Source organism: Ruminococcus sp. RTP21358st1_G6_RTP21358_211008 (assembly GCF_040908885.1).
GTDB lineage: Bacteria > Bacillota > Clostridia > Lachnospirales > Lachnospiraceae > Blautia_A > Blautia_A faecis.
Genome location: NZ_JBDGDM010000068.1, coordinates 1 through 20,296, shown reverse-complemented (window position 1 = coordinate 20,296; position 20,296 = coordinate 1). Strand labels below are relative to the sequence as shown.

At 44.3% G+C, this 20,296-nt stretch carries 19 protein-coding genes and 1 tRNA gene; 16 read left to right on the top strand and 4 right to left on the bottom strand.

The window, feature by feature from the left end:
- Positions 1 to 79 precede the first annotated feature (79 nt).
- From AB5Z12_RS19060 to AB5Z12_RS19020, 9 genes are all read left to right on the top strand, one after another.
- Positions 80 to 394 carry a hypothetical protein gene (locus AB5Z12_RS19060; protein WP_347087227.1) on the top strand — a complete coding sequence of 105 codons (315 nt, stop codon included), beginning with the start codon at positions 80 to 82 and terminating at the stop codon, positions 392 to 394.
- 19 nt (positions 395 to 413) lie between these two features.
- Complete coding sequence (locus AB5Z12_RS19055) at positions 414 to 1,268, top strand: carbohydrate ABC transporter permease (protein ID WP_148461675.1); 855 nt, start codon at positions 414 to 416, stop codon at positions 1,266 to 1,268.
- Positions 1,269 to 1,350: 82 nt separating this feature from the next.
- Positions 1,351 to 2,661: an alpha-L-fucosidase gene (locus AB5Z12_RS19050; protein WP_118582300.1), complete on the top strand. Its 1,311-nt coding sequence runs from the start codon at positions 1,351 to 1,353 to the stop codon at positions 2,659 to 2,661.
- A gap of 6 nt (positions 2,662 to 2,667) precedes the next feature.
- Positions 2,668 to 3,918 (top strand): Gfo/Idh/MocA family protein, encoded by a 1,251-nt coding sequence (locus tag AB5Z12_RS19045; RefSeq protein WP_195391679.1) that lies wholly within the window; start codon positions 2,668 to 2,670, stop codon positions 3,916 to 3,918.
- On the top strand, positions 3,905 to 4,732 hold the full coding sequence (locus AB5Z12_RS19040) for an acyltransferase domain-containing protein (RefSeq protein ID WP_118582306.1): 828 nt from the start codon (positions 3,905 to 3,907) through the stop codon (positions 4,730 to 4,732). Before AB5Z12_RS19045 ends, AB5Z12_RS19040 begins: the two co-directional genes overlap by 14 nt.
- A 147-nt stretch (positions 4,733 to 4,879) precedes the next feature.
- Positions 4,880 to 5,809 carry a sugar phosphate nucleotidyltransferase gene (locus AB5Z12_RS19035; protein ID WP_173735096.1) on the top strand — a complete coding sequence of 310 codons (930 nt, stop codon included), beginning with the start codon at positions 4,880 to 4,882 and terminating at the stop codon, positions 5,807 to 5,809.
- Positions 5,810 to 5,845: 36 nt separating this feature from the next.
- Complete coding sequence (locus AB5Z12_RS19030; RefSeq protein ID WP_368357493.1) at positions 5,846 to 6,928, top strand: phosphotransferase enzyme family protein; 1,083 nt, start codon at positions 5,846 to 5,848, stop codon at positions 6,926 to 6,928.
- 202 nt (positions 6,929 to 7,130) lie between these two features.
- The gene (gene galE, locus AB5Z12_RS19025; protein ID WP_368357487.1) at positions 7,131 to 8,150 is read left to right on the top strand and encodes a UDP-glucose 4-epimerase GalE; all 1,020 of its coding nucleotides are present in this window, start codon (positions 7,131 to 7,133) and stop codon (positions 8,148 to 8,150) included.
- Positions 8,147 to 8,755 carry an HAD family phosphatase gene (locus AB5Z12_RS19020; RefSeq protein ID WP_173716895.1) on the top strand — a complete coding sequence of 203 codons (609 nt, stop codon included), beginning with the start codon at positions 8,147 to 8,149 and terminating at the stop codon, positions 8,753 to 8,755. The genes galE and AB5Z12_RS19020 overlap by 4 nt, the downstream gene beginning before the upstream one ends.
- A gap of 57 nt (positions 8,756 to 8,812) precedes the next feature.
- Here the strand turns inward: AB5Z12_RS19020 and AB5Z12_RS19015 are convergent.
- Positions 8,813 to 8,885: transfer RNA gene (locus AB5Z12_RS19015), tRNA-Phe, on the bottom strand.
- A 175-nt stretch (positions 8,886 to 9,060) separates the two neighbouring features.
- Here AB5Z12_RS19015 and AB5Z12_RS19010 point away from each other — a divergent pair.
- From AB5Z12_RS19010 to AB5Z12_RS18980, 7 genes are all read left to right on the top strand, one after another.
- Positions 9,061 to 10,917: a DUF6020 family protein gene (locus AB5Z12_RS19010; protein ID WP_368357488.1), complete on the top strand. Its 1,857-nt coding sequence runs from the start codon at positions 9,061 to 9,063 to the stop codon at positions 10,915 to 10,917.
- A gap of 166 nt (positions 10,918 to 11,083) precedes the next feature.
- The gene (locus tag AB5Z12_RS19005) at positions 11,084 to 12,082 is read left to right on the top strand and encodes an NAD(P)/FAD-dependent oxidoreductase (protein ID WP_368357489.1); all 999 of its coding nucleotides are present in this window, start codon (positions 11,084 to 11,086) and stop codon (positions 12,080 to 12,082) included.
- A gap of 55 nt (positions 12,083 to 12,137) precedes the next feature.
- Positions 12,138 to 12,440, top strand: a complete 303-nt coding sequence (gene trxA, locus AB5Z12_RS19000) for a thioredoxin (RefSeq protein WP_118582321.1) — start codon at positions 12,138 to 12,140, stop codon at positions 12,438 to 12,440.
- A gap of 5 nt (positions 12,441 to 12,445) precedes the next feature.
- Complete coding sequence (locus AB5Z12_RS18995; protein ID WP_368357490.1) at positions 12,446 to 14,185, top strand: B12-binding domain-containing radical SAM protein; 1,740 nt, start codon at positions 12,446 to 12,448, stop codon at positions 14,183 to 14,185.
- 33 nt (positions 14,186 to 14,218) lie between these two features.
- Complete coding sequence (locus AB5Z12_RS18990; protein ID WP_195589220.1) at positions 14,219 to 14,383, top strand: hypothetical protein; 165 nt, start codon at positions 14,219 to 14,221, stop codon at positions 14,381 to 14,383.
- A gap of 12 nt (positions 14,384 to 14,395) precedes the next feature.
- Entirely contained in the window at positions 14,396 to 14,983 is a 588-nt protein-coding gene (locus tag AB5Z12_RS18985; protein ID WP_173716892.1) for an AIR synthase-related protein, read from the top strand.
- Positions 14,984 to 15,026: 43 nt separating this feature from the next.
- Positions 15,027 to 15,527: a tRNA (cytidine(34)-2'-O)-methyltransferase gene (locus tag AB5Z12_RS18980; protein WP_368357491.1), complete on the top strand. Its 501-nt coding sequence runs from the start codon at positions 15,027 to 15,029 to the stop codon at positions 15,525 to 15,527.
- 67 nt (positions 15,528 to 15,594) lie between these two features.
- Here AB5Z12_RS18980 and AB5Z12_RS18975 read toward each other — a convergent pair whose 3' ends face one another.
- Genes AB5Z12_RS18975 through AB5Z12_RS18965 form a run of 3 tightly spaced genes read right to left on the bottom strand, consistent with a single transcriptional unit; the run spans position 15,595 to position 20,202 of the window.
- Positions 15,595 to 17,100 carry an ATP-binding protein gene (locus AB5Z12_RS18975; RefSeq protein WP_368357492.1) on the bottom strand — a complete coding sequence of 502 codons (1,506 nt, stop codon included), beginning with the start codon at positions 17,098 to 17,100 and terminating at the stop codon, positions 15,595 to 15,597.
- A complete protein-coding gene (locus tag AB5Z12_RS18970; protein WP_118582333.1) occupies positions 17,097 to 17,798 on the bottom strand; it encodes a response regulator transcription factor in 702 nt (233 codons plus the stop codon). Before AB5Z12_RS18970 ends, AB5Z12_RS18975 begins: the two co-directional genes overlap by 4 nt.
- A gap of 22 nt (positions 17,799 to 17,820) precedes the next feature.
- A complete protein-coding gene (locus AB5Z12_RS18965) occupies positions 17,821 to 20,202 on the bottom strand; it encodes an endonuclease MutS2 (RefSeq protein ID WP_173716889.1) in 2,382 nt (793 codons plus the stop codon).
- Positions 20,203 to 20,296 lie beyond the last annotated feature (94 nt).

Sequence of the window (20,296 nt, the reverse complement as noted above, 5' to 3'; positions counted from 1 at the left end):
TGCCTATATTTTAACACAATGAAAGGAACCTGCGAACAGATTCCTTTCCATTTTTTTCTTAAGTTTATGATGTTGAGCTATGCTGGATGGGGCAAGCGGTCTGAGACAGGACTGGTATATTACAATCCCTATGATCAAAGGAACTTTAAAAACAGTATCCGTTCTTGCTGCAACCTCCGGCTTCCTTCTTTATAACGAGGTTTATTTCCTGACAAAAGGAGCTGCAGGAACCTACAGTATCAGTTACATTATCCGCGAGCTTGCCATTACCAGTCCGAGAACCCAGTTTGGACGAGCCAATGCAGTGGCAATGATCCAGATCCTGGCTGGGATGGTGATCATTCTGGTGATTAATTTTGTATACAGCATTTCTTTCAGGAAAGAGAAAGAATAAGAAGGAAAAGAGGATGAATATGAAAAAAACAAATACCCTGAAAGGTGTAAATAGTATGCCGGCGGGAACCAGGATCGTGACTTACATTTGTCTTGCGTGGGCGCTGATCGTGTCGTTGCTTCCCATTGGCTGGCTGGTTTTATCCAGCCTGAAAAAAGATCCTATGGCGAGACCTGGCTTTCAGCTTCCGGAATCCATTTGTCTGGATGGTTATATTTCCACATTTAAAGATTTACATGTGATGAGATATTTTGGAAACAGTCTTTTTGTCGCAGGTGTTTCCGTGGTGATCAGTGTGGTGATGATTTCCATGTCTGCATATGTGGTAGCGCGAATGGAATTCAAAGGAAAAGCACTGGTAAATGTACTTTTGTATTCCACCATGTTTATCCCAGCCACAGCCCTTACTTATCCGGTATATAATCTGGTAAACCGCCTGCATTTATATGATACAAGATCTGCGCTGATCCTGATTTATTCCTGCAGTGGAATTGCAGTGAGTTTTTTTGTGATCAAAAACTATTACGACAATATCCCAAGAGAGCTGGAAGAGGCGGCGAGAATTGATGGATGTGGGTATGTACAGACCTGGATGAAAGTAATTTTTCCAATTGCACGTCCGGGAATTATGACAGCAGCTGTGCTTGCGTTTTTGAATAATTGGAATGAGTATTACTGGGCCTCTCTTGTGCTGATCACAAGGGAAAAGCTGACAGTACCGGCGCTTTTGTCTACTTTCACAACAGCCTTTAACACCAATTATAACGGACTTTTTTCCGCTATGGTGATTATCATTCTTCCGCCTGTGCTTCTGTACTGTATTTTCAGCAGATTCTTTATTGAGGCACTGTCTGGCGGAGCCGTGAAAGGTTGACAGGTGAAATGAAAGTTTTTTGATAAAAATGCTGAATATACAAAATTTTCTGATATAATGAAGAAGACAGGAGAATAGAAACATGAATGAGGAAATAAGACAGCGCACCAAATGGTTTATGGAAGACAGATTCGGTATGTTTATTCATTGGGGATTATACTCCATTCCGGCATGCGGTGAATGGATGATGTCACAGAAAGAAATGACAATTGAGGAATACAGTAAGTATTTTGATCAGTTTGATCCTGTGGATTATGATCCGAAGAAATGGGTTCGTCTGGCAAAAAAAGCAGGCATGAAGTACGTGGTACTTACAGCAAAGCACCATGACGGATTTTGTCTGTTTGACTCTAAACTGACAGACTACAAGTCAACAAACACAAAAGCAGGCAGAGACCTGGTAAGAGAATTTGTAGATGCATGCCGAGAGGAAGGATTAAAGGTTGGTCTTTATTTTTCCATTATCGACTGGCATCATCCGGATTTTCCTAAATATGGAGACAGGCAGCATCCTATGCGAAACAATCCGGCATATAAAGATGAAAAAATTGATTTTGACAGATATCTTGCGTATATGCATGGCCAGATAAAGGAACTTGTAACAGGGTATGGCAAGCTGGATCTTCTATGGTTCGATTTTTCCTATGACGATATGACCGGAGAAAAATGGAAAGCCACAGAGCTGATCAAAATGGTTCGAAAGTATCAGCCGGATGTGATCATTGACAACCGTCTGGAAGGTGCGGGGGATAACCATGGCAGCATTACAACAGAGGAACCACTGATTTACAGCGGTGATTTTGCAAGTCCGGAGCAGATCATTCCTCCAAAAGGAGTATGTGATGACAAGGGAGAACCCATTCCATGGGAACTTTGTGCCACTATGAATAATCATTGGGGATATTGCAATTTCGACCATCAGTATAAGACCCCTCAGATGCTTGTAAGAAAGCTGGTGGAATGTGCCAGCAAGGGTGGAAATATGATCCTGAACGTGGGACCAGATGCCCGTGGAAATATTCCGGAGGAGAGTGTTCAGATTCTCACAGAAGTTGGAAAATGGATGAAAAAAAATGGGGAGAGCATTTACGGATGCGGAATTTCCAAATTGGAAAAGCCGGATTGGGGAAGATATACCCAGAAAGGTGACATCATTTATGCTCATGTTTATGAGACACCGCTTGGAGCACTTCCGCTGTATGGAATCGGCCCGGATAAGCTGGAATCTGTTACATATCTTGCTGACGGCAGTGAGGTGAACAGAGGGGAAGCATGGAATACGGTGCTGTATCCGGATGTGGCCTTTGTTTCCTTCGGAGATGATCCGGTATTTACCTATCCATTGCCAGATGAAAAAGATACGGTTTTAAAAATACGTTTGCGACAGGAGTAAAAGAGTATGAAAAAGGTAACGAGTATTGTAATTGGAGCAGGCCTTAGAGGAGGTCATGTTTATTCTCAGTATGCACTGGACCATCCGGATGAATTTCAGGTGGTGGCAGTTGCAGAGCCGGATAAAGAGCGCAGAGAGAGCTTTGCAAAAAGACACAATATTCCGGAAGAGCTTTGCTTCGAAAGCTATGAAGAGCTTCTTGGAAAAGAAAAGCTGGCAGATTGTGCCATGATCTGCACCATGGACAGGATGCATTATGAGCCTACGATCATGGCTCTGAAAAAGGGATATCATGTACTTTGTGAAAAGCCCATGTCTCCCGACAAGAAAGAAATCATTGAAATGGGAGAGATGGCGAAGAAATACGACCGTATTCTGTCCGTGTGCCACGTACTTCGGTATTCTCCGTTCTTTTCCAAATTAAAAGAACTTCTGGAAGAAGGCAAAATAGGAAGACTTATGACTATCCAGCATATGGAAGAGGTAGGTTACTGGCATCAGGCACATAGCTTTGTAAGAGGAAACTGGAGAAATGCAGAGGAATCCAGTCCTATGATCCTGCAGAAATGCTGTCATGATATGGATATCATGCTGTGGCTGGCAGACAGTAAATGCGAAAGCCTTAGTTCCTTTGGCGAACTGTCTTATTTTACAGAGGAAAATGCACCGGAAGGAGCTCCTGCTTATTGTCTGGATGGATGCCCACATAGAGATGAATGTGCTTTCTATGCACCACGCTATTATCTGGAGAATTTAGATGGCTATCTGGTACGTGCAGTGACCGATCAGACAGATCCGGAGCATGTATTGGAGGCTTTGAAAAAAGGACCTTACGGAAGATGTGTATTCCACTGTGATAATACAGTAGTAGATCACCAGTCCGTTGACATAAAGTTTGAAAATCAGGTAACAGCGTCCTTCCTTATGACAGCCTTTACAGACCAGTGTGCTAGACGGATCCGTCTTATGGGAACAAAAGGTGAGATCAAAGGCGATATGGATGCAGGTACTATTGAGATCAGAGATTTTGTCAGTGGGAATCTGGAGACAATAGAGCTTCACACACCTGCAAACGGACATAACGGAAGTGATATGAGTATGATGCATGATTTTGTCCGTATGGTAGGAGAAGGAAGAAAGGGTAAAACAGACGCTGCTGTTTCCGTGGAGAGTCATCTGATGGCACTGGCAGCAGAGGAAGCAAGAATAACGGGACAGGTTGTAAATCTCAGAGGATTTGCCAATGAAAATAAATGAATTTTTAGCTGAAATCAACATGCTGCCGGAGGCTGTGCATCTGCTTAATGAGCTTCAGGAATCCGGACGCATTGGGGAGGAAGAATATCAGGAAAATAAGCTTTTGTATGAGAAAGACAGAGCTTTGTTTTATGAAAAAATTCTTTTGGAAAAGGATTATCGGCTTGTGTTTCTGTATTATTTATGCCGCATGGGCGCCGAAACCTATGATGCTTATGAAAAGCGGGGAATCAGCCGGGAAATTTTCCGGGACACTTTTTACGATCTGACCTTTTGGTGTGAAAACTGTTTTCTGGAATATGGAGAGTATGGAATTGATGAATACGACTGGTTTTTCCGCCATATGAAGCTTACCATCTTCAGGCTTGGAAGAATGCAATTTGAAATCATGGATTCCCGCTGGAATTTTACAGCAGGAGAAAGAATGGTAAAAAAAGGAGATCCGATCATCAGTATTCATATTCCACAGGGCGAAAAGCTCACACTGGAGAGTGTGAGGGAATCCATTATTCAGGGAATGGCTTTCTGGGGAAAAGAGATGCCGTATCTGTGTCATTCCTGGCTGCTCTATCCGGGGCTTAAAGACATTTTGCCGGAGAAAAGCAATATCATTATGTTTCAGAATCAATTTCAGATCGTAGAAACAGATTGGGACGAGCGTGAGGCTGAATGGCGTATTTGGGGGAAAGTACAGCGAAATCTGAATGTATATTCTGAGAATACTTCGCTTCAGAGGGCTGCAAAGAAATATCTGAAATCCGGAAAAGTGCTTGGGAGTGGTCTGGGAATATTAAAACCGGAGTATTTCCTGTGAAATAATTGATAAAAATTGACAAGAAGAGATTTGTCTGTTACCATCGAACCAGGGGCAATTGTTTGTCCCTGGTATCGTTATGAATAAGCAACAAAGCGGATCAGGAATCTCCGCTTTGACAAATAAAAAATGGGAGGCAGCAATAACATGAAAAAGCCGGTATTGGTAGTAATGGCAGCAGGTATGGGAAGCAGATATGGTGGTCTGAAGCAGATCGATCCTATTGATAAGGACGGGGACATTATCATTGATTTTTCTATCTACGATGCCATTCAGGCAGGATTTGAGAAAATTGTATTTATTATAAAGAAAGAGAATGAGGCTGATTTCCGTGCGGCTATCGGAGATCGTATGAGTAAGCACATCCAGGTGGAATTTGTATTCCAGGATCTGCATAATCTGCCGGAAGGCTTTACAGTTCCGGAAGGACGTGTGAAGCCATGGGGAACCGGACATGCGATCATGAGCTGTATCGATGTGATTGATGGACCTTTTGCCGTTATTAATGCGGATGATTATTATGGACGTCATGCATTTAAGATGGCGTATGATTTCCTTACAGAGAATCAGGATAAAGACGGTATTTATCAGTACATGATGGTAGGCTACAAGCTTGAGAACACATTGACAGATAATGGACATGTGGCTCGTGGTGTTTGTGTGACAGACGAAGAGGGATATCTGAAGGATATTAATGAGCGCACCCATATTGAGAAGAGAGATGGCGGTGCTGCTTATACCGAGGATGATGGTGCTACATGGACAGAGCTTCCTATGGATGCTACGGTGTCTATGAATATGTGGGGATTTTCTGCAAGCATTCTGAAAGAACTGAAGGACAGATTCCCATTATTCCTGAAAGAAAATGTGGAAAAGAATCCTCTGAAATGCGAATATTTCCTTCCATTTGTTGTAGATGAGCTTCTTGGCGAGAAGAAAGCAACTGTCAAAGTTCTGAAATCCATGGACAAATGGTACGGAGTTACTTATAAAGAAGATAAGCCGGTAGTAGTTGCTGCAATTCAGAAGCTGAAAGATGACGGTCTTTATCCTCAGAAGCTTTGGGAGGAAAAATAAGTGGGAAAAACAAAAGATGCAAACCATCAGGAACTGATGGAAGTAATCAACAGCTTTGATTTTGGCGGTGAACTTGAAGAGGTCGGCATATTTGGAAATGGCCACATAAATGAGACTTACTGTGCTGTATTTTCCACAGAAGCCGGACAGAAGCGCTATATTCTCCAGAAAATGAACAAGCAGATTTTCAAAGATCCTGTTGGTCTTATGGAGAATATCAGTGGCGTCACCTCCTGGCTGAAGAAGAAAATTCTGGAAAATGGCGGGGATGCAGAGCGCGAAACCCTGAATATCGTAAATGACCGTGCAGGAGCTCCTTATTTGGTGGATAAAGAAGGAGAGTACTGGAGAGCATATCTGTTTATTGAGGATGCAACCTGTTTTGAACAGGTGGAAAATGATGAAGATTTTTACCAGAGTGCTCTTGCATTTGGTAATTTCCAGCGTCTTCTTGCAGATTATCCGGCAGATACGCTTCACGAGACAATTCCGAATTTCCATAATACTGTGAAACGATTTGCTGATTTTAAAAAAGCTGTGGAAGAGGATGCATGCGGACGGGCTGCTGATGTTCAGAAGGAGATACAGTTTGTCCTGGAAAGAGAGCAGCTGGCCCATACACTTGTGGATTTACTGGATGCAGGTAAGCTGCCACTTCGTGTAACGCACAATGACACAAAGCTGAATAATATCATGATCGACAATGTTACACATAAGGGAATCTGTGTGATCGATCTGGATACGGTAATGCCGGGACTTTCTCTGAATGATTTTGGTGATTCCATTCGTTTCGGCGCAAGCACGGCAGCAGAGGATGAGCAGGATATTTCCAAAGTGTCCTGTGACCTTCATCTGTTTGAGGTGTATGTAAAAGGATTTCTGGAAGGCTGCGGCGGTGCCCTCACAGATCTGGAGGTGGAAATGCTTCCGATGGGTGCAATCCTGATGACCTTTGAGTGTGGAATGCGTTTCCTGGCAGATCATCTGGAGGGAGATCATTACTTCCGCATTCATCGCGAAAATCATAATCTGGATCGTGCAAGAACCCAGTTCAAGTTGGTGTGGGATATGGAACAGAAATTATCTGAGATGAAAGCTATTGTAGAAAAATATAAATAGTGGTATTCTAAACTTGGCAGGCATAAAAAATGCCTTCCAGGTTACTAATAAGGATTGCAAAGAATGGACATAAACCATCACAGTTGCTGTTTGCGGATAACATTCCGTGGAGTGCTGTGAAAAGAGAAAACAGCAGAAGGTTATTTGTTTATTGATTGTGATGAATGGTGGGAACTTTGCAGCAAACGAGGAGGAAAATATCATGGCAATTTTAGTAACAGGCGGTGCAGGATACATTGGAAGCCATACAGTTGTAGAACTTCAGAATTCCGGTTATGACGTAGTAGTTCTGGATAATCTGTCTAATTCCAGCGAGAAGGCCCTTGACAGAGTTTCCAAGATCACAGGCAAGCCGGTTAAATTTTATAAAGCAGATATCCTGGACAGGGAAGCCCTTGACCAGATTTTTGACAAAGAAGACATTGACTCCTGTATTCATTTTGCCGGACTGAAGGCTGTTGGAGAGTCCGTTGTAAAGCCTTGGGAATATTATGAGAATAATATTGCAGGAACCCTGACTCTTGTAGATGTAATGAGAAAACATGGTGTTAAGAATATTATTTTCTCTTCCTCTGCAACTGTATATGGAGATCCGGCACAGATCCCGATCACAGAAGAATGCCCGAAAGGACAGTGTACCAACCCATATGGCTGGACCAAATCCATGCTGGAGCAGGTTCTTACAGACATCCAGAAAGCAGATCCGGAGTGGAACGTAATGCTGCTTCGTTATTTTAATCCGATCGGTGCCCACAAGAGCGGAACCATCGGCGAGAACCCAAATGGTATCCCGAACAACCTTATGCCATACATCACACAGGTTGCTGTTGGCAAACTGAAAGAGCTTGGCGTATTCGGTAATGACTATGACACTCCGGATGGAACCGGCGTGAGAGATTATATCCATGTAGTAGATCTTGCCAAAGGTCATGTAAAAGCGCTTAAAAAGATCGAGGAGAATCCTGGACTTGCAATCTACAACCTTGGCACAGGAAAAGGCTACAGTGTTCTTGATATTGTGAAGAACTTCGAAGCTGCAACAGGCGTTAAGATCCCATATGCGATCAAACCACGTCGTGCAGGCGATATTGCTACCTGCTACTGTGATGCTTCCAAGGCAGCGAAAGAGCTTGGCTGGACAGCTGAGAATGGCATCCGTGAGATGTGCGAGGATTCCTGGAGATGGCAGAGCAATAACCCGAATGGTTATGAAGACGAATGATTCGGAATTTAATTTTTGATGTTGGAGATGTACTGGTGGAGTATCGCTGGTTTGAGATGCTGACCAGGGACTACGGCCTTTCTGAAGCTGAGGCGAAGAGAATTGGCGAGGAAATGTTTGACAATGAGATCTGGGTACAGGGACTTGACGGAGGAAGGCTGAGCCTTGAGGAAGCCATTCATCAGTATGAACTGAAGTACCCGGACGATGTGGATGTGATGGGCTGGTTCCTTCGAAACGGAGAGCAGATGGCTGTAAAGCGTCCGGAGGTCTGGGACAAGGTTGCAGCGCTGAAGGAAAAGGGTTATAAGATTTACCTGCTTTCCAATTACTCAGAAGAGCTGCTCCATGTGCACACCAAGGGAGCGAAATTCCTGAATGTACTTGATGGGGGAGTTGTTTCCTATCAGGTTCACGCCCTGAAGCCAGACAGGGAGATTTATGAAATTCTTCTGGAGAAATATAGCCTGAAAGCAGAAGAGTGTCTGTTTTTCGATGACCGCATGGATAATGTGGAAGGAGCGAAAAAGGCAGGAATTCAGGCAATACAGGTGACATCCAGAGAGATGCTGAACGAAACATTAGATAAAATGCTTACAAAATAAATGAGGCCGCCCCTTCGGGGGCGGCTTTTTCCAGAGCGTATCTGAAAAATAAAAAAATGCCCAGAGCCGGAATCGAACCAGCGACACGAGGATTTTCAGTCCTCTGCTCTACCAACTGAGCTATCTGGGCATTTATAAGTTCTCTGAACTTACAGCGCATATAATAGCACAGAAACTGCTCTGGCGCAACAAAAATTTCAAAAAATCTGTAAATTCCCAAAATTTACCTTGTAAAAACCACGCCTTGCTTTTCATATATAGTAATGTTAGAATGGCAGTGTGATAAAAATCGGGAGGATTTATTGGTGGAAAAAAAATTAAAAAAATATACTTTGCCGGTTATTGCTGCCATTTTAACAGTGTTTGCTCTTTCCATGACGGGCTTGTATGCTGGTTCGGCAGATAATCCGGGAGAAACATTTCTTTCTTTATGCAAGAAAGAGATGACAGGAATCGGAATCGACAAACTGGTGGTTCTCATTGCAATCATTGCATTGTACATGAAATACTGGAAGAATTTTTGCAGAAGCTGTAAATGGATCACGCATCTGATCGCCGCCATGTTTTCTGTTTTTATGCTGATCGGAATGTCCTTTTCCGTGCAGGGAAATTGGTCTTTCTTTACAGCTGGGAGAAATCAGATTCTGATCGCATTGCTTACATGGGCAGGATTCTTTTTCTTATTTGATGTAGTGATCAGTCTTTTATATGCATATGGAGAGAAGCATCCTTTTCTGCACAGCAGGAATATAAAGAAATTTCCGGAATTTATGGAAAAACACTACCTTCTGGTAGCATTTTTGCTGATTCTGGCAGGATGGCTTCCCTATATCCTGATCTTCTGGCCAGGAAGTGTTCCCTATGATGGCTTCCGGCAGCTGAATATGTTTGCCGGAAATCAGAGATTTACAAACAAGCATCCATGGGAATTAAGCCTTATAATGGGAGCCTTGATGACAATTGGAAATGTGATCAGTGATAACTGGGGCATTTTCATGGTGGTTGGCGTGCTGGCACTGATTTATGCGGTATGTTATGCCACTGTTTGTTATAAACTGAAATCATGGGGAGCACCAAGATGGTTCAATATCTGCTGTATTGCATTTTTCAGTCTTGTGCCTGTATTTGGAGCTTATTCCCAGACGATCATTAAGGATGGAAGTTTCAGCGCTCTGTTTTCCCTTTTCATGGTAATCTATGTGGAATGCTGCATTCCCACCCTTCGGGAAAAAAGTGGTCAGTCTTTAAGACAGCAGCTGACAGTGCTGTTTCTGGTTGGCTTTGGCATGTGCATTACCAGAAATAATGGACTTTACATGGTGCTTCCTGCATTTATCCTGTTATTCTTTTTCCTTGGAAAAAAACGCAGACTGTATGCAGTTGGAATGGTGATCCTTGTGACAGTGGGCTACATGGGGCTTCAGAAAGAAGTGGCACCGAGACTATACATTGGTAATTTCCCATCCAGAGTATTTTTCTCAATTCCAATGCAGCAGACAGCCAGATATCTGAAGGAATATCCGGATGATGTGACAAAGGAAGAAGCTAAAGCAATTGACGGGGTGATGAAGTATGATGAGATTGCGGATTTGTATAATCCGGAACTGTCTGATCCGGTAAAGGCAACTTATCGCGGCGGACATATTACCATGGCGAAGCTGAAACGCTACTTTAATGCCTGGTTCAGCATGTTTCTGAGGCATCCGGGGGTGTATATAGAAGCCACACTTCATAACAGCTATGGATATTATTACCCATTTCATAATTGCACCGCGCAGAGCTCCTACCGCTTCTATACAGTAAATGAGCCGCTGATTGAAGAGTCAGATTATCATCAGATCTTTTCCGCAGAGACAAGGAATCAGTTGAAACGTTATGCCGATCTGTGGAGTCAGATTCCAGGTCTTGCGCAGATCTGCAATGCGGGAACCTACACATGGATCGTGATTCTGCTCCTTGGATATCTGATCTACAGGAAGCGATGGAAAGGAATCCTGGTATTGGCTGCCCCGGCGCTGAATGTGGCAATCTGTATAGCTTCTCCGGTAAACGGTCTTCTGCGTTATGCGTTTCCGTTGATGGCGTGTATGCCAGCTGTGATATTCTGGGGACTGGCTTATGCAGAGAAGGCTATAGACGAAAAAAGAACCGACGAAAAATGAAAAGTCTGAATTTCTTTTATGGAAAGTATATTGTCAGGTAACTATTTAACAGGTACTATTCCGGGAAGGGTATAACTGTGAAGATACTGAACCGTGAAATTGTAAGAAAAATAACAATATATGGGAAAGATTGGAATCATGAGAAAGGCAGGTGATTCTGAAGTATATGGAAAAAATAATCATTATCGGTGCCGGACCGGCAGGAATTTCCGCAGCTTTGTATGCTGCCCGGGCAAATATGGATCCACTGGTGATCAATAACGGCATTGGTGCTTTGGAAAAAGCAGAAAAAATAGAGAATTATTATGGTATGGAACATCCTGTTTCCGGGAAAGAATTATTTGAGACAGGACTTGCACAGGCAAAAGCATTAGGCGTGCGGATCCTGGAGGCACAGGTGCTGGGGATTGGCGGGTTTGATACTTTTACAGTAAAGACAACAGCAGGTGCTTTTGACACCATCAGCGTGATCCTTGCCACAGGAAGCAAACGAAAGGCTCCTGCAATTCCGGGGATTAAGGAACTTGAGGGAAGAGGTGTCAGCTACTGTGCTGTGTGCGACGCATTTTTCTACAGGGGAAAGGATGTTGCAGTGCTTGGAAACAGCGACTTTGCTCTTCATGAGGCAGAAGAACTGGCACCTATGGCTGGTTCTGTTACCATTTACACAGATGGGAAAGAACCGGAGTTTTCCAGGAAATCTTCTTTTGCGGTGAATACAATGAAAATTCAGTCTGTAGAGGGAGACGAGAAGGTGTCCGGACTGCGTCTGATCTCTCAGTCTGAGACGGATGCAAAATCAGATACTGACGGAGAGAAGAACTTTCAGCTTTTGCCAGAAGGAAAGGAAGCTGAAATGGAAGCTTCAGAGCTCCATAACCCGGAGAGTCCGGTAAGGGATTCCACGGAGACATTTGTCCCGGCAGACGGCGTTTTTGTAGCTCTTGGAACTGCAGGAAGTGCAGAGATGGCACGACAGATGGGCGCGGCACTTACTGAGAAAGGCAACATCAAGGTAAATGAAAAGATGGAGAGCACCATTCCGGGGCTTTTTGCAGCAGGTGACTGTACCGGCGGTCTTTTGCAGGTGGCAAAGGCAGTTTATGATGGCGCTCAGGCGGGACTCAGTGCAAACCAGTATGTGAGAAACAGACAAAAAAAGTAAAATTGCGGCGTGAAATCAGAGAGAAGAATAGACCGATAGAAAGGATGGATCAATTATGGCAAAAGTAATCACAACACAGAATTTTGAAGAGGAAGTATTAAAATCTGAGAAACCGTTTCTTCTTGATTTCTGGGCAACCTGGTGCGGACCATGCATGCGTCAGGGGCCAATCGTGGAGGAACTGGGAGAGGAAGGCTATGCAGTAGGAAAGCTTGATGTAGACCAGAACATGGAGCTTGCACAGCAGTTCCGGGTTATGAGCATCCCTACCCTGATCATTTTCAAGAACGGAGCAGAAGCACACCGTCTGGTTGGTCTTACAGATAAAGAAGAGTTAAAGAAACTTCTGGACGAGTAAGAACGATGAAGATATTACTTGCAGCATGTAATGCAAAATATATACATTCCAATCTGGCTGTCTTTAACCTGAAAGCCTGCGCAAAAGAATATGACAGCAATGTTGTACTTCGGGAATACACCATCAATCAGCAGAAGGATGACATTCTGAAGGATATTTACAGATGTCACCCGGATGTGATCTGCATATCCTGCTATATCTGGAACATTACTTTTGTGCGGGAACTGATGCAGGATCTGAGAAAGATCCTGCCGGATGTTCCTTTCTGGGCGGGAGGCCCGGAGGTATCGTATGATGCAGAGGAATTTCTGAAAAAGAACCCGGCATTTGATGGTGTAATGGTTGGAGAAGGAGAGGAGACCTTCCTGGAACTGGTGAAGCACTATGTGAATGGAAGTCCTTCTCTGGAGGAAACCACCGGACTTGTGTACTGTAAACCAGACGGTACAATTCAGAATAACGGATGGCGGCAGATCATGGATTTAAGCAGGGTACCCTTTGCTTATGAAGATCTGAAGGATTTTGAAAACCGTATTATCTATTATGAGAGCAGTCGGGGCTGTCCTTTTTCATGCAGCTATTGTCTGTCATCTGTGGACAAGAAACTGCGTTTTCGCGACCTGGAACTGGTAAAGAAAGAACTTCAGTTTTTCCTGGATCACAAAGTGCCACAGGTGAAATTTGTGGACAGAACCTTTAATTGCAAGCACGATCATGCAATGACCATCTGGCAGTACATAAAAGATCATGATAATGGAATTACCAATTTCCACTTTGAGATTTCAGCAGATTTGTTGAGGGAAAATGAACTGGAACTGATGAGCACCATGCGTCCGGGGCTGATCCAGCTGGAAATCGGTGTACAGTCCACAAATCCGGACACTATTCGTGCTATCCACAGGACTATGGATTTTTCGAAGCTGGCAGGGATTGTAAAACGCATCCACAGTTTTAAGAATATTCACCAGCATCTGGATCTGATCGCTGGTCTTCCTTATGAGGATTATGACAGCTTTCACCGGTCCTTCAATGATGTTTATGCACTTCGTCCCCAGCAGCTTCAGCTTGGATTTCTGAAGGTTCTGAAGGGCTCTCATATGAAAGAGATGACAGAAGAATATGGCATTGTGCATAAAGAACTGGAGCCATATGAGGTACTGGGAACCAGATGGCTGCCATATGAAGACATTTTGAAGCTGAAAATGGTGGAAAGTATGGTGGAACTGTACTATAATAGTGGACAGTTTCAGAATACCATCGCCTGTGTGGAGCCTTTGTTTGAGGATGCTTTCACATTGTATGAGAAGCTGGGACAGTTTTATGAGAAAAAAGGTTATTCAGAGATTTCCCATTCCAGAATGCGCAGATATGAGATCCTGCTGGAGTTTGTGAAGGAAGAACTGGAAGAAAAATCCGCAGGAAAATCTGGAAATCAGGATCCTGAGGTGGAGAATCCTGCGGGAAAAGCTGCGGAAGATTGCAGAGGAATGGAAACTGCGACCTGGGAAAAGGTGGCAGACAGCATGATCTACGACCTGTATCTTCGCGAAAACCTGAAAAGCCATCCATCCTTTGAGTATGACCAGAAGCCCTATGAGAAAGCAGTCTGGGAGTACAGGCGCCAGGAAAAGGTGCCCAAGACAGCGCATATTGAGGTGTTCCGGGATGGAAAAATATTGCTGTTTGACTATGAAAACCGGGATCCACTGCTTCATAATGCGGCAGTGAAGGAAATTCAGATATAATAAAGAAAGGGTTTAACTGTTCGGCTGGCCGTATTGACATGGCGTATATTTGTAGTCTGTAAAGTGCCGGATGGTTATGAGAGGTTAAAAATTATGGGAATGTTTGATCCAAAGAAAAGAAAACTTGTAACTGCGATCATTGCTGTTATTCTTGTTCTGGCAATGGTAGTTCCTGCTGTCCTCTCTCTTCTTCTGTAGGGAAAAGAGAAAATGAGGCTTGGAAAAGCGGCTATGGAAGCACTGCAGGCTGAAATCAGCGGGCTTCTTACGCCTGGAAACGAACTGGTGGTGGCTGGAGCCATTGCTCTTTACGGCACAGCGCAGATTGCAAGGGAAAAACATGAGATTTTAAGAGAGCATTTTTCAGAAGGTTTTTTACGGGAGGCAGAGAATCTGAGAACCCTTTACGGGACTGCGGATGAGATAAATATAAAAGAGGCTGGCGCTACCGCTTTTTATGCAATGGGTGAGGGTGGTTTTCTGAGTGCTCTGTGGAAGATGGCGGAGGCTTCCCAGGTGGGACTGGAAATGGATTTTTCCAAGGTACCCATACGCCAGGAGACAATTGAAATTTGTGAAATCTTTGACATTAATCCTTATAAGCTGAATTCGGAAGGGGCTGTTCTGATCGGTATTCCGGCAGGAGAAGCATTGGTGCAGGAGCTTCGCAGAATGGGCATGATGGCAGCCGTGATTGGACAGACGAATGCTGGAAATGACAGAATGCTTTACTACAACGGGAATGGCAGGTATCTGGAGCGGCCGGCTAAAGACGAGATATATAAGATTCTGCCTTAAAATCGAAATAAAACTGCTGTAATTACAGGAGAGTATAAAAACTATGGGAACATTAAACATTGTACTTCATGAGCCGGAGATTCCGGCAAATACAGGAAATATAGGACGTACCTGTGTGGCTACAGGAACCAGGCTCCATCTGATCGAGCCGTTGGGATTTTCATTAAGTGAGAAAGCACTGAAACGTGCCGGAATGGACTACTGGAAAGATCTGGATGTAACTACTTATCTGGATTATGAAGATTTTCTGGAGAGAAATCCTGGAGCGAAGATTTATTATGCGACTACGAAAGCACCTCAGACTTATGTGGATGTGAAGTATGAGGACGACTGCTTTATCATGTTTGGCAAGGAGAGCGCTGGAATCCCGGAAGAGATTCTCCGTGACAATCAGGAGACTTGCGTAAGGATTCCCATGCTGGGAGAAACAAGATCCCTGAATCTGAGTAATTCGGTTGCCATTATTCTTTATGAAGCCTTTCGTCAGCATGACTTTGCCCATTTGAAACTGGATGGGCATCTGCGCAAATATGACTGGAAATAGTAAAAGACCTGGAGCTTTTTTCAAACACGCTCCAGGTCTTCGTTTATAAAAAGAATTGCTGAATAATTTATTTTGCTTTCTTTAAAGTAAAAATGAATTCTGTTCCAACACCTTCCGTGCTGATCACATTAATATTCTGATTATGAGCTTTGATGATCTCTTTCACAATAGAAAGCCCAAGTCCTGTACCTTTCCGGTCTTTTCCGCGGGAGGTATCTGTCTTGTAAAATCTGTCCCACACCTTGGACAGGCTGTCCTTGGGGATTCCTACTCCGTGATCCTTCACAGAAACGAAAACCTTATCATTTTTTACGGATGTTTCAATGTTGATCGAGGAATTGTCATTACTGAATTTGATTGCATTGTCCAATAAATTGTACAGTACCTGCTGGATCTGTTCCATATCTGCCTCTACGAACAGCTCTCTTCCGGAAAGCAGCAGTTCCAGGTCAATATTCTTTTTGGAACAGATTACCTCAAACGTATTGGCAGTATTTTTGATCACATCATTAATATCAAATTTGCGGATATTCATCATCCGTTTCCGTTCATCCAGATCATTCAGCACCAGAAGGCTCCGCGTCAGTTTTTCCAGACGGTCAGCTTCATGGGAAATGATATTTAAATATTTGTCCTGCAATTCCGGGGGGATGGTGCCATCCAGAATTGCCTCCACATATCCTTTGATGGAAGTCAGAGGAGAGCGGAAATCGTGGGAAACATTGGCAATAAAGGTGCGCTGGTATTCTCCGTTCTGGTTGATCCTGTCTGCCATGTAGTTCAGGGTTTTGGCAAGATAGCCCATTTCGTCCTCGGATTTCACTGGAATGCGATAACTCAGATCTCCGTTGGCATATTCGGAAGCCCCCTTGATGATCTGCTGCATGGGAGTATGGATCCATTTCTGATAGCAGAGAAGGAGCAGTCCGCACAAGGCATACACGGCAAAAAAAACCATCTGAAGAATTCCAAGAAGACCGCTTCGTTTCTGATAAAGCTGCTGCATGTCATAATGGTAGGTAACATAGCCTTCTGTTACACCGGAATTTTCCACCGGTATCATCACATTAAGATGGGGACTGGAAAAATAGCCATAAAAATTACTGATCTGATATTGGGTATTAAGCCAGAAGTCCAGATCAGAATAGGGGATGGAAATTGTGTTTGCAGCAGAGAATTTTTCAGAGGATGTTCCATTCTCTGGGATTTTATCTGTTTTTGAAGTCTGAACTTCAGAATCGGCAGTGGATTTCGCAGAACTGACGTTATATTCCAGATTTGAGGACTGCACGATCACATGGAAATTTTTATCCAGGATCAGTATCCCGGCTTCCTCTCCGGAAGCCAGAATATCCATAATCTTTTCCAGTCCTTTGCTATCATTGTCTGCAACCTGCTGTATAGTGACAGCATCAGAAGCAAATCGTACAGCACTGTCATACAGCCTTGCGCCAACTTCTTCTTCCAGATAGTTTTCCACGAAATGAGAGCCACCTGCTGTAGCGAAAAGGAAGCCTACAATTCCAATGAAAATATAACTGCAGATCAGTTTGCTGTGAACCGTTTTTCTCATTCGCTTTTTACCTCAAACTTGTATCCGATTCCCCAGACTGTAGAAATAGACCAGTTCGGATGATCTTTGATTTTTTCGCGCAGACGTTTAATGTGAACGTCTACAGTTCTGGTATCGCCAATATATTCGTAGCCCCAGATGTGGTCCAGTAGCTGCTCTCTGGTGAATACCTGATTGGGTGAGGAAGCAAGGAAATAGAGAAGCTCCAGCTCCTTAGGCGGCATGTCTACCTGTTTTCCCATATAAGTAACGGAATAGTTGGTAAGGTTGACAATAAGATCCGGATAAGTGGCACATTTCTCATCGCTTACAACTGCAGCCTGTTTGGGCTGGAAACGGCGTAGAACTGCACGGACACGGGCAACCAGTTCTTTTGAATCAAAAGGCTTGATAATGTAGTCGTCGGCGCCAAGCTCCAGGCCAAGTACCTTGTCAAAGGTTTCTCCTTTTGCGGAAAGCATAATGATCGGCACGTCTGAGGTGTGGCGGATCTCACGGCAGACCTGATAGCCGTCAATACCTGGAAGCATCAGATCCAGAAGAATCAGGTTCGGGCGAAAAGTCTGAAATTCTTTTAAAGCCAGCTCGCCATCGTTTACAATTTTTGTTTCGAAACATTCTTTGGTAAGATACAGAGAAATCAGCTCTGCAATATTGTTGTCATCATCGACAATGAGGATTTTCTGTTTAGCAACCATAGTTTCTCCTTATAAAATATAGTTATTTCTTAAATTCTACAATGGTAACACCAGCATCTCCTTCGCCAAATTCAGCCAGGTGGAAATCAGCCACATGCTTCTGGCGGCGGAGATAATTGTGTACTCCTTTTCGAAGGGCACCGGTACCTTTACCATGTACGATACGCACGCTCTTTAAGTGTGCCAGATAAGCGTCATCCAGATATTTATCCAGTTCTGCCACAGCCTCATCTACAGTTTTTCCAAGAAGATTGATCTCTGTGGAAACACTGGTAGACTTGGACATGCGGATTTTGCCTGCTCCTGTTCTGGAAAGTCCAGGAGTGTTGATAACTGGTTCGTCAACAAGTTCCAGGTCAGAAATATGAACCTTGGAACGGATGATACCCATCTGTACAAAAAGAAAGCCTTTGGAATCGGGATGACTGCTGACAGTTCCTTTCAGATTCATGCTCAGTACCTGAACGGTGTCTCCAAGGGAAAGATCCTTAGGCTTCAGCTCTTTTTTCGGTTTCTTTACGGTGGTGTTCATGGACATGCCCTTTTCGGCTTTGTTCATGCGGTTTCTAAGATTCTGGCGTTCTTTTTCAATGGCAGCAGTGTCCACGTGATCTTTCTGGAATTTGTGGAACATTTTCATGGTCTGATCTGCGTATTCCTTAGCATCTGCAAGAATCTTACGGGCTTCTTCGTTGGCTTCGCGCAAGATCCGCTCTTTACGTTCGTCCAGCTTCTCCTGCTTGGACTCTAACTCCTGTTTCAGGGAAGCAATCTGGGTTTTGTAACGCTCTGCTTCCTGACGCTCGTTTTCGATGATCACGCGGCTGTTTTCCAGGGAGGTAAGTACATCCTCGAAGGACTCGTCCTTCTGGCTGATCTGATCTTTGGCGCGCTCAATGATAAAGTCCGGAAGTCCAAGTTTGGAAGAAATCGCAAAGGCATTACTCTTTCCAGGAACACCGATGAGCAGGCGGTAAGTAGGACGCAGGGTTTCCACATTAAACTCACAGCAGGCATTTTCAACGCCGTCAGTGGACAGGGCGTAAACTTTCAGTTCACTGTAATGGGTGGTTGCCATAGTGCGGATGCCCTGTTCATGCAGGAAGGACAAAATGGAGATGGCAAGTGCCGCTCCTTCTGTCGGGTCGGTACCAGCGCCAAGCTCATCAAAAAGCACCAGAGAGTCCTGATCTGCTTTTTTCAGGAAAGACACTACGTTGGTCATATGTGAGGAAAAGGTACTGAGAGACTGCTCGATGCTCTGCTCGTCCCCGATATCTGCGTAAACCTCACGGAAAACAGAAAGCTCGGAGCGGTCCAGGGCTGGAATGTGAAGTCCCGCCTGTCCCATCAGGGTCAGAAGTCCAACTGTCTTAAGGGAAACGGTTTTACCACCAGTATTTGGTCCGGTTACAACAAGGAGGTCGAAGTCTTCTCCAAGACGGATGTCAATGGGAACGGCTTTTTTTCTGGGAATGAGCGGGTGGCGTGCCTGTTTCAGGTGAATGCGTTTCTCTGTATTGAAAATGGGTTCTGTGGCATTCATATCCAGTGCAAGTCCTGCTCTGGCAAAAATGAAATCCAGCTGGATCATAATGTCAAGGTCTGCGCGAATGGCGTCCACATTCTGGGCGGTCTGTTCACTTAAGGTAGCGAGAACTGCCTCAATCTCTTTCTGTTCTTGAAGCTCCAGCTCGCGGATGTCGTTGTTTAGTTTGACAATCGCCAGAGGCTCAATGAATAAAGTGGAGCCGGTGGAAGACTGGTCGTGGATCATACCTGGAACCTGACCTTTGTATTCGGCTTTTACCGGGATACAGTAGCGGCCGTTTCGCATGGTGATAACGGAGTCCTGAAGGTAATTACGGGCGCTGCCGTTTACCAGAGAGGCCAGCTGGGTGTGGATGCGGTCATTGGCAACCTTCATGCTGCGGCGTACATGCATCAGACCGGCACTGGCGTCGTCACTGATTTCGTCCTGGGAAATGATGCAGCGGCGGATTTCGGCTGAGAGGGGAGTCAATGGCTCCAAACTCTCAAACATGCCGTCCAGAGAGTCTTCTCTTGCATCTCCGCGCTCATTTCGGGAGTAGGCTTTGACACGGTTGGTATTTTCCAGAAGTCCGGCAATGGCAAGGAGTTCGGAAATTCCAAGGGAACTTCCGATTTCCAGACGTTTCAGTGAGCCGCGCACGTCTTTTACGCTTCCAAAGGAGATGTTTCCTTTCTGGAAAAGGCGTGTGAGGGCGTCTCTGGTCTGGGTCTGCATATGACGGATTTCGTAAACATCTTCAGAGGGCAGGAGGTGCCTGCACAGGTCTTTCCCCATCTGGGAAGAAGCCTTCTCTGTCAGTTGGTCGATGATCTTGTAGTATTCAAGTGATTTTAAAGCTTTTGGATTCATAATATCTCCTATAAATCAATTGCTATTTAGTGTGTTGAAAGTTGTTCAAGGCGGACGCACTCGGACAATGGTGATTGCTCACTCGCCGGCGCAA

Coding starts and splice junctions, on each gene's coding strand:
- trxA (WP_118582321.1), top strand. CDS start 12,138: ATGGCAAAAGTAATCACAACACAGAATTTTGAAGAGGAAGTATTAAAA.
- AB5Z12_RS19020 (WP_173716895.1), top strand. CDS start 8,147: ATGATTCGGAATTTAATTTTTGATGTTGGAGATGTACTGGTGGAGTAT.
- AB5Z12_RS18970 (WP_118582333.1), bottom strand. CDS start 17,798: ATGGTTGCTAAACAGAAAATCCTCATTGTCGATGATGACAACAATATT.
- AB5Z12_RS19060 (WP_347087227.1), top strand. CDS start 80: ATGCTGGATGGGGCAAGCGGTCTGAGACAGGACTGGTATATTACAATC.
- AB5Z12_RS19030 (WP_368357493.1), top strand. CDS start 5,846: ATGGAAGTAATCAACAGCTTTGATTTTGGCGGTGAACTTGAAGAGGTC.
- AB5Z12_RS18980 (WP_368357491.1), top strand. CDS start 15,027: ATGGGAACATTAAACATTGTACTTCATGAGCCGGAGATTCCGGCAAAT.
- AB5Z12_RS19040 (WP_118582306.1), top strand. CDS start 3,905: ATGAAAATAAATGAATTTTTAGCTGAAATCAACATGCTGCCGGAGGCT.
- AB5Z12_RS18995 (WP_368357490.1), top strand. CDS start 12,446: ATGAAGATATTACTTGCAGCATGTAATGCAAAATATATACATTCCAAT.
- AB5Z12_RS18965 (WP_173716889.1), bottom strand. CDS start 20,202: ATGAATCCAAAAGCTTTAAAATCACTTGAATACTACAAGATCATCGAC.
- AB5Z12_RS18975 (WP_368357492.1), bottom strand. CDS start 17,100: ATGAGAAAAACGGTTCACAGCAAACTGATCTGCAGTTATATTTTCATT.
- galE (WP_368357487.1), top strand. CDS start 7,131: ATGGCAATTTTAGTAACAGGCGGTGCAGGATACATTGGAAGCCATACA.
- AB5Z12_RS19035 (WP_173735096.1), top strand. CDS start 4,880: ATGAAAAAGCCGGTATTGGTAGTAATGGCAGCAGGTATGGGAAGCAGA.
- AB5Z12_RS19005 (WP_368357489.1), top strand. CDS start 11,084: ATGGAAAAAATAATCATTATCGGTGCCGGACCGGCAGGAATTTCCGCA.
- AB5Z12_RS19055 (WP_148461675.1), top strand. CDS start 414: ATGAAAAAAACAAATACCCTGAAAGGTGTAAATAGTATGCCGGCGGGA.
- AB5Z12_RS19050 (WP_118582300.1), top strand. CDS start 1,351: ATGAATGAGGAAATAAGACAGCGCACCAAATGGTTTATGGAAGACAGA.
- AB5Z12_RS18985 (WP_173716892.1), top strand. CDS start 14,396: ATGAGGCTTGGAAAAGCGGCTATGGAAGCACTGCAGGCTGAAATCAGC.
- AB5Z12_RS19045 (WP_195391679.1), top strand. CDS start 2,668: ATGAAAAAGGTAACGAGTATTGTAATTGGAGCAGGCCTTAGAGGAGGT.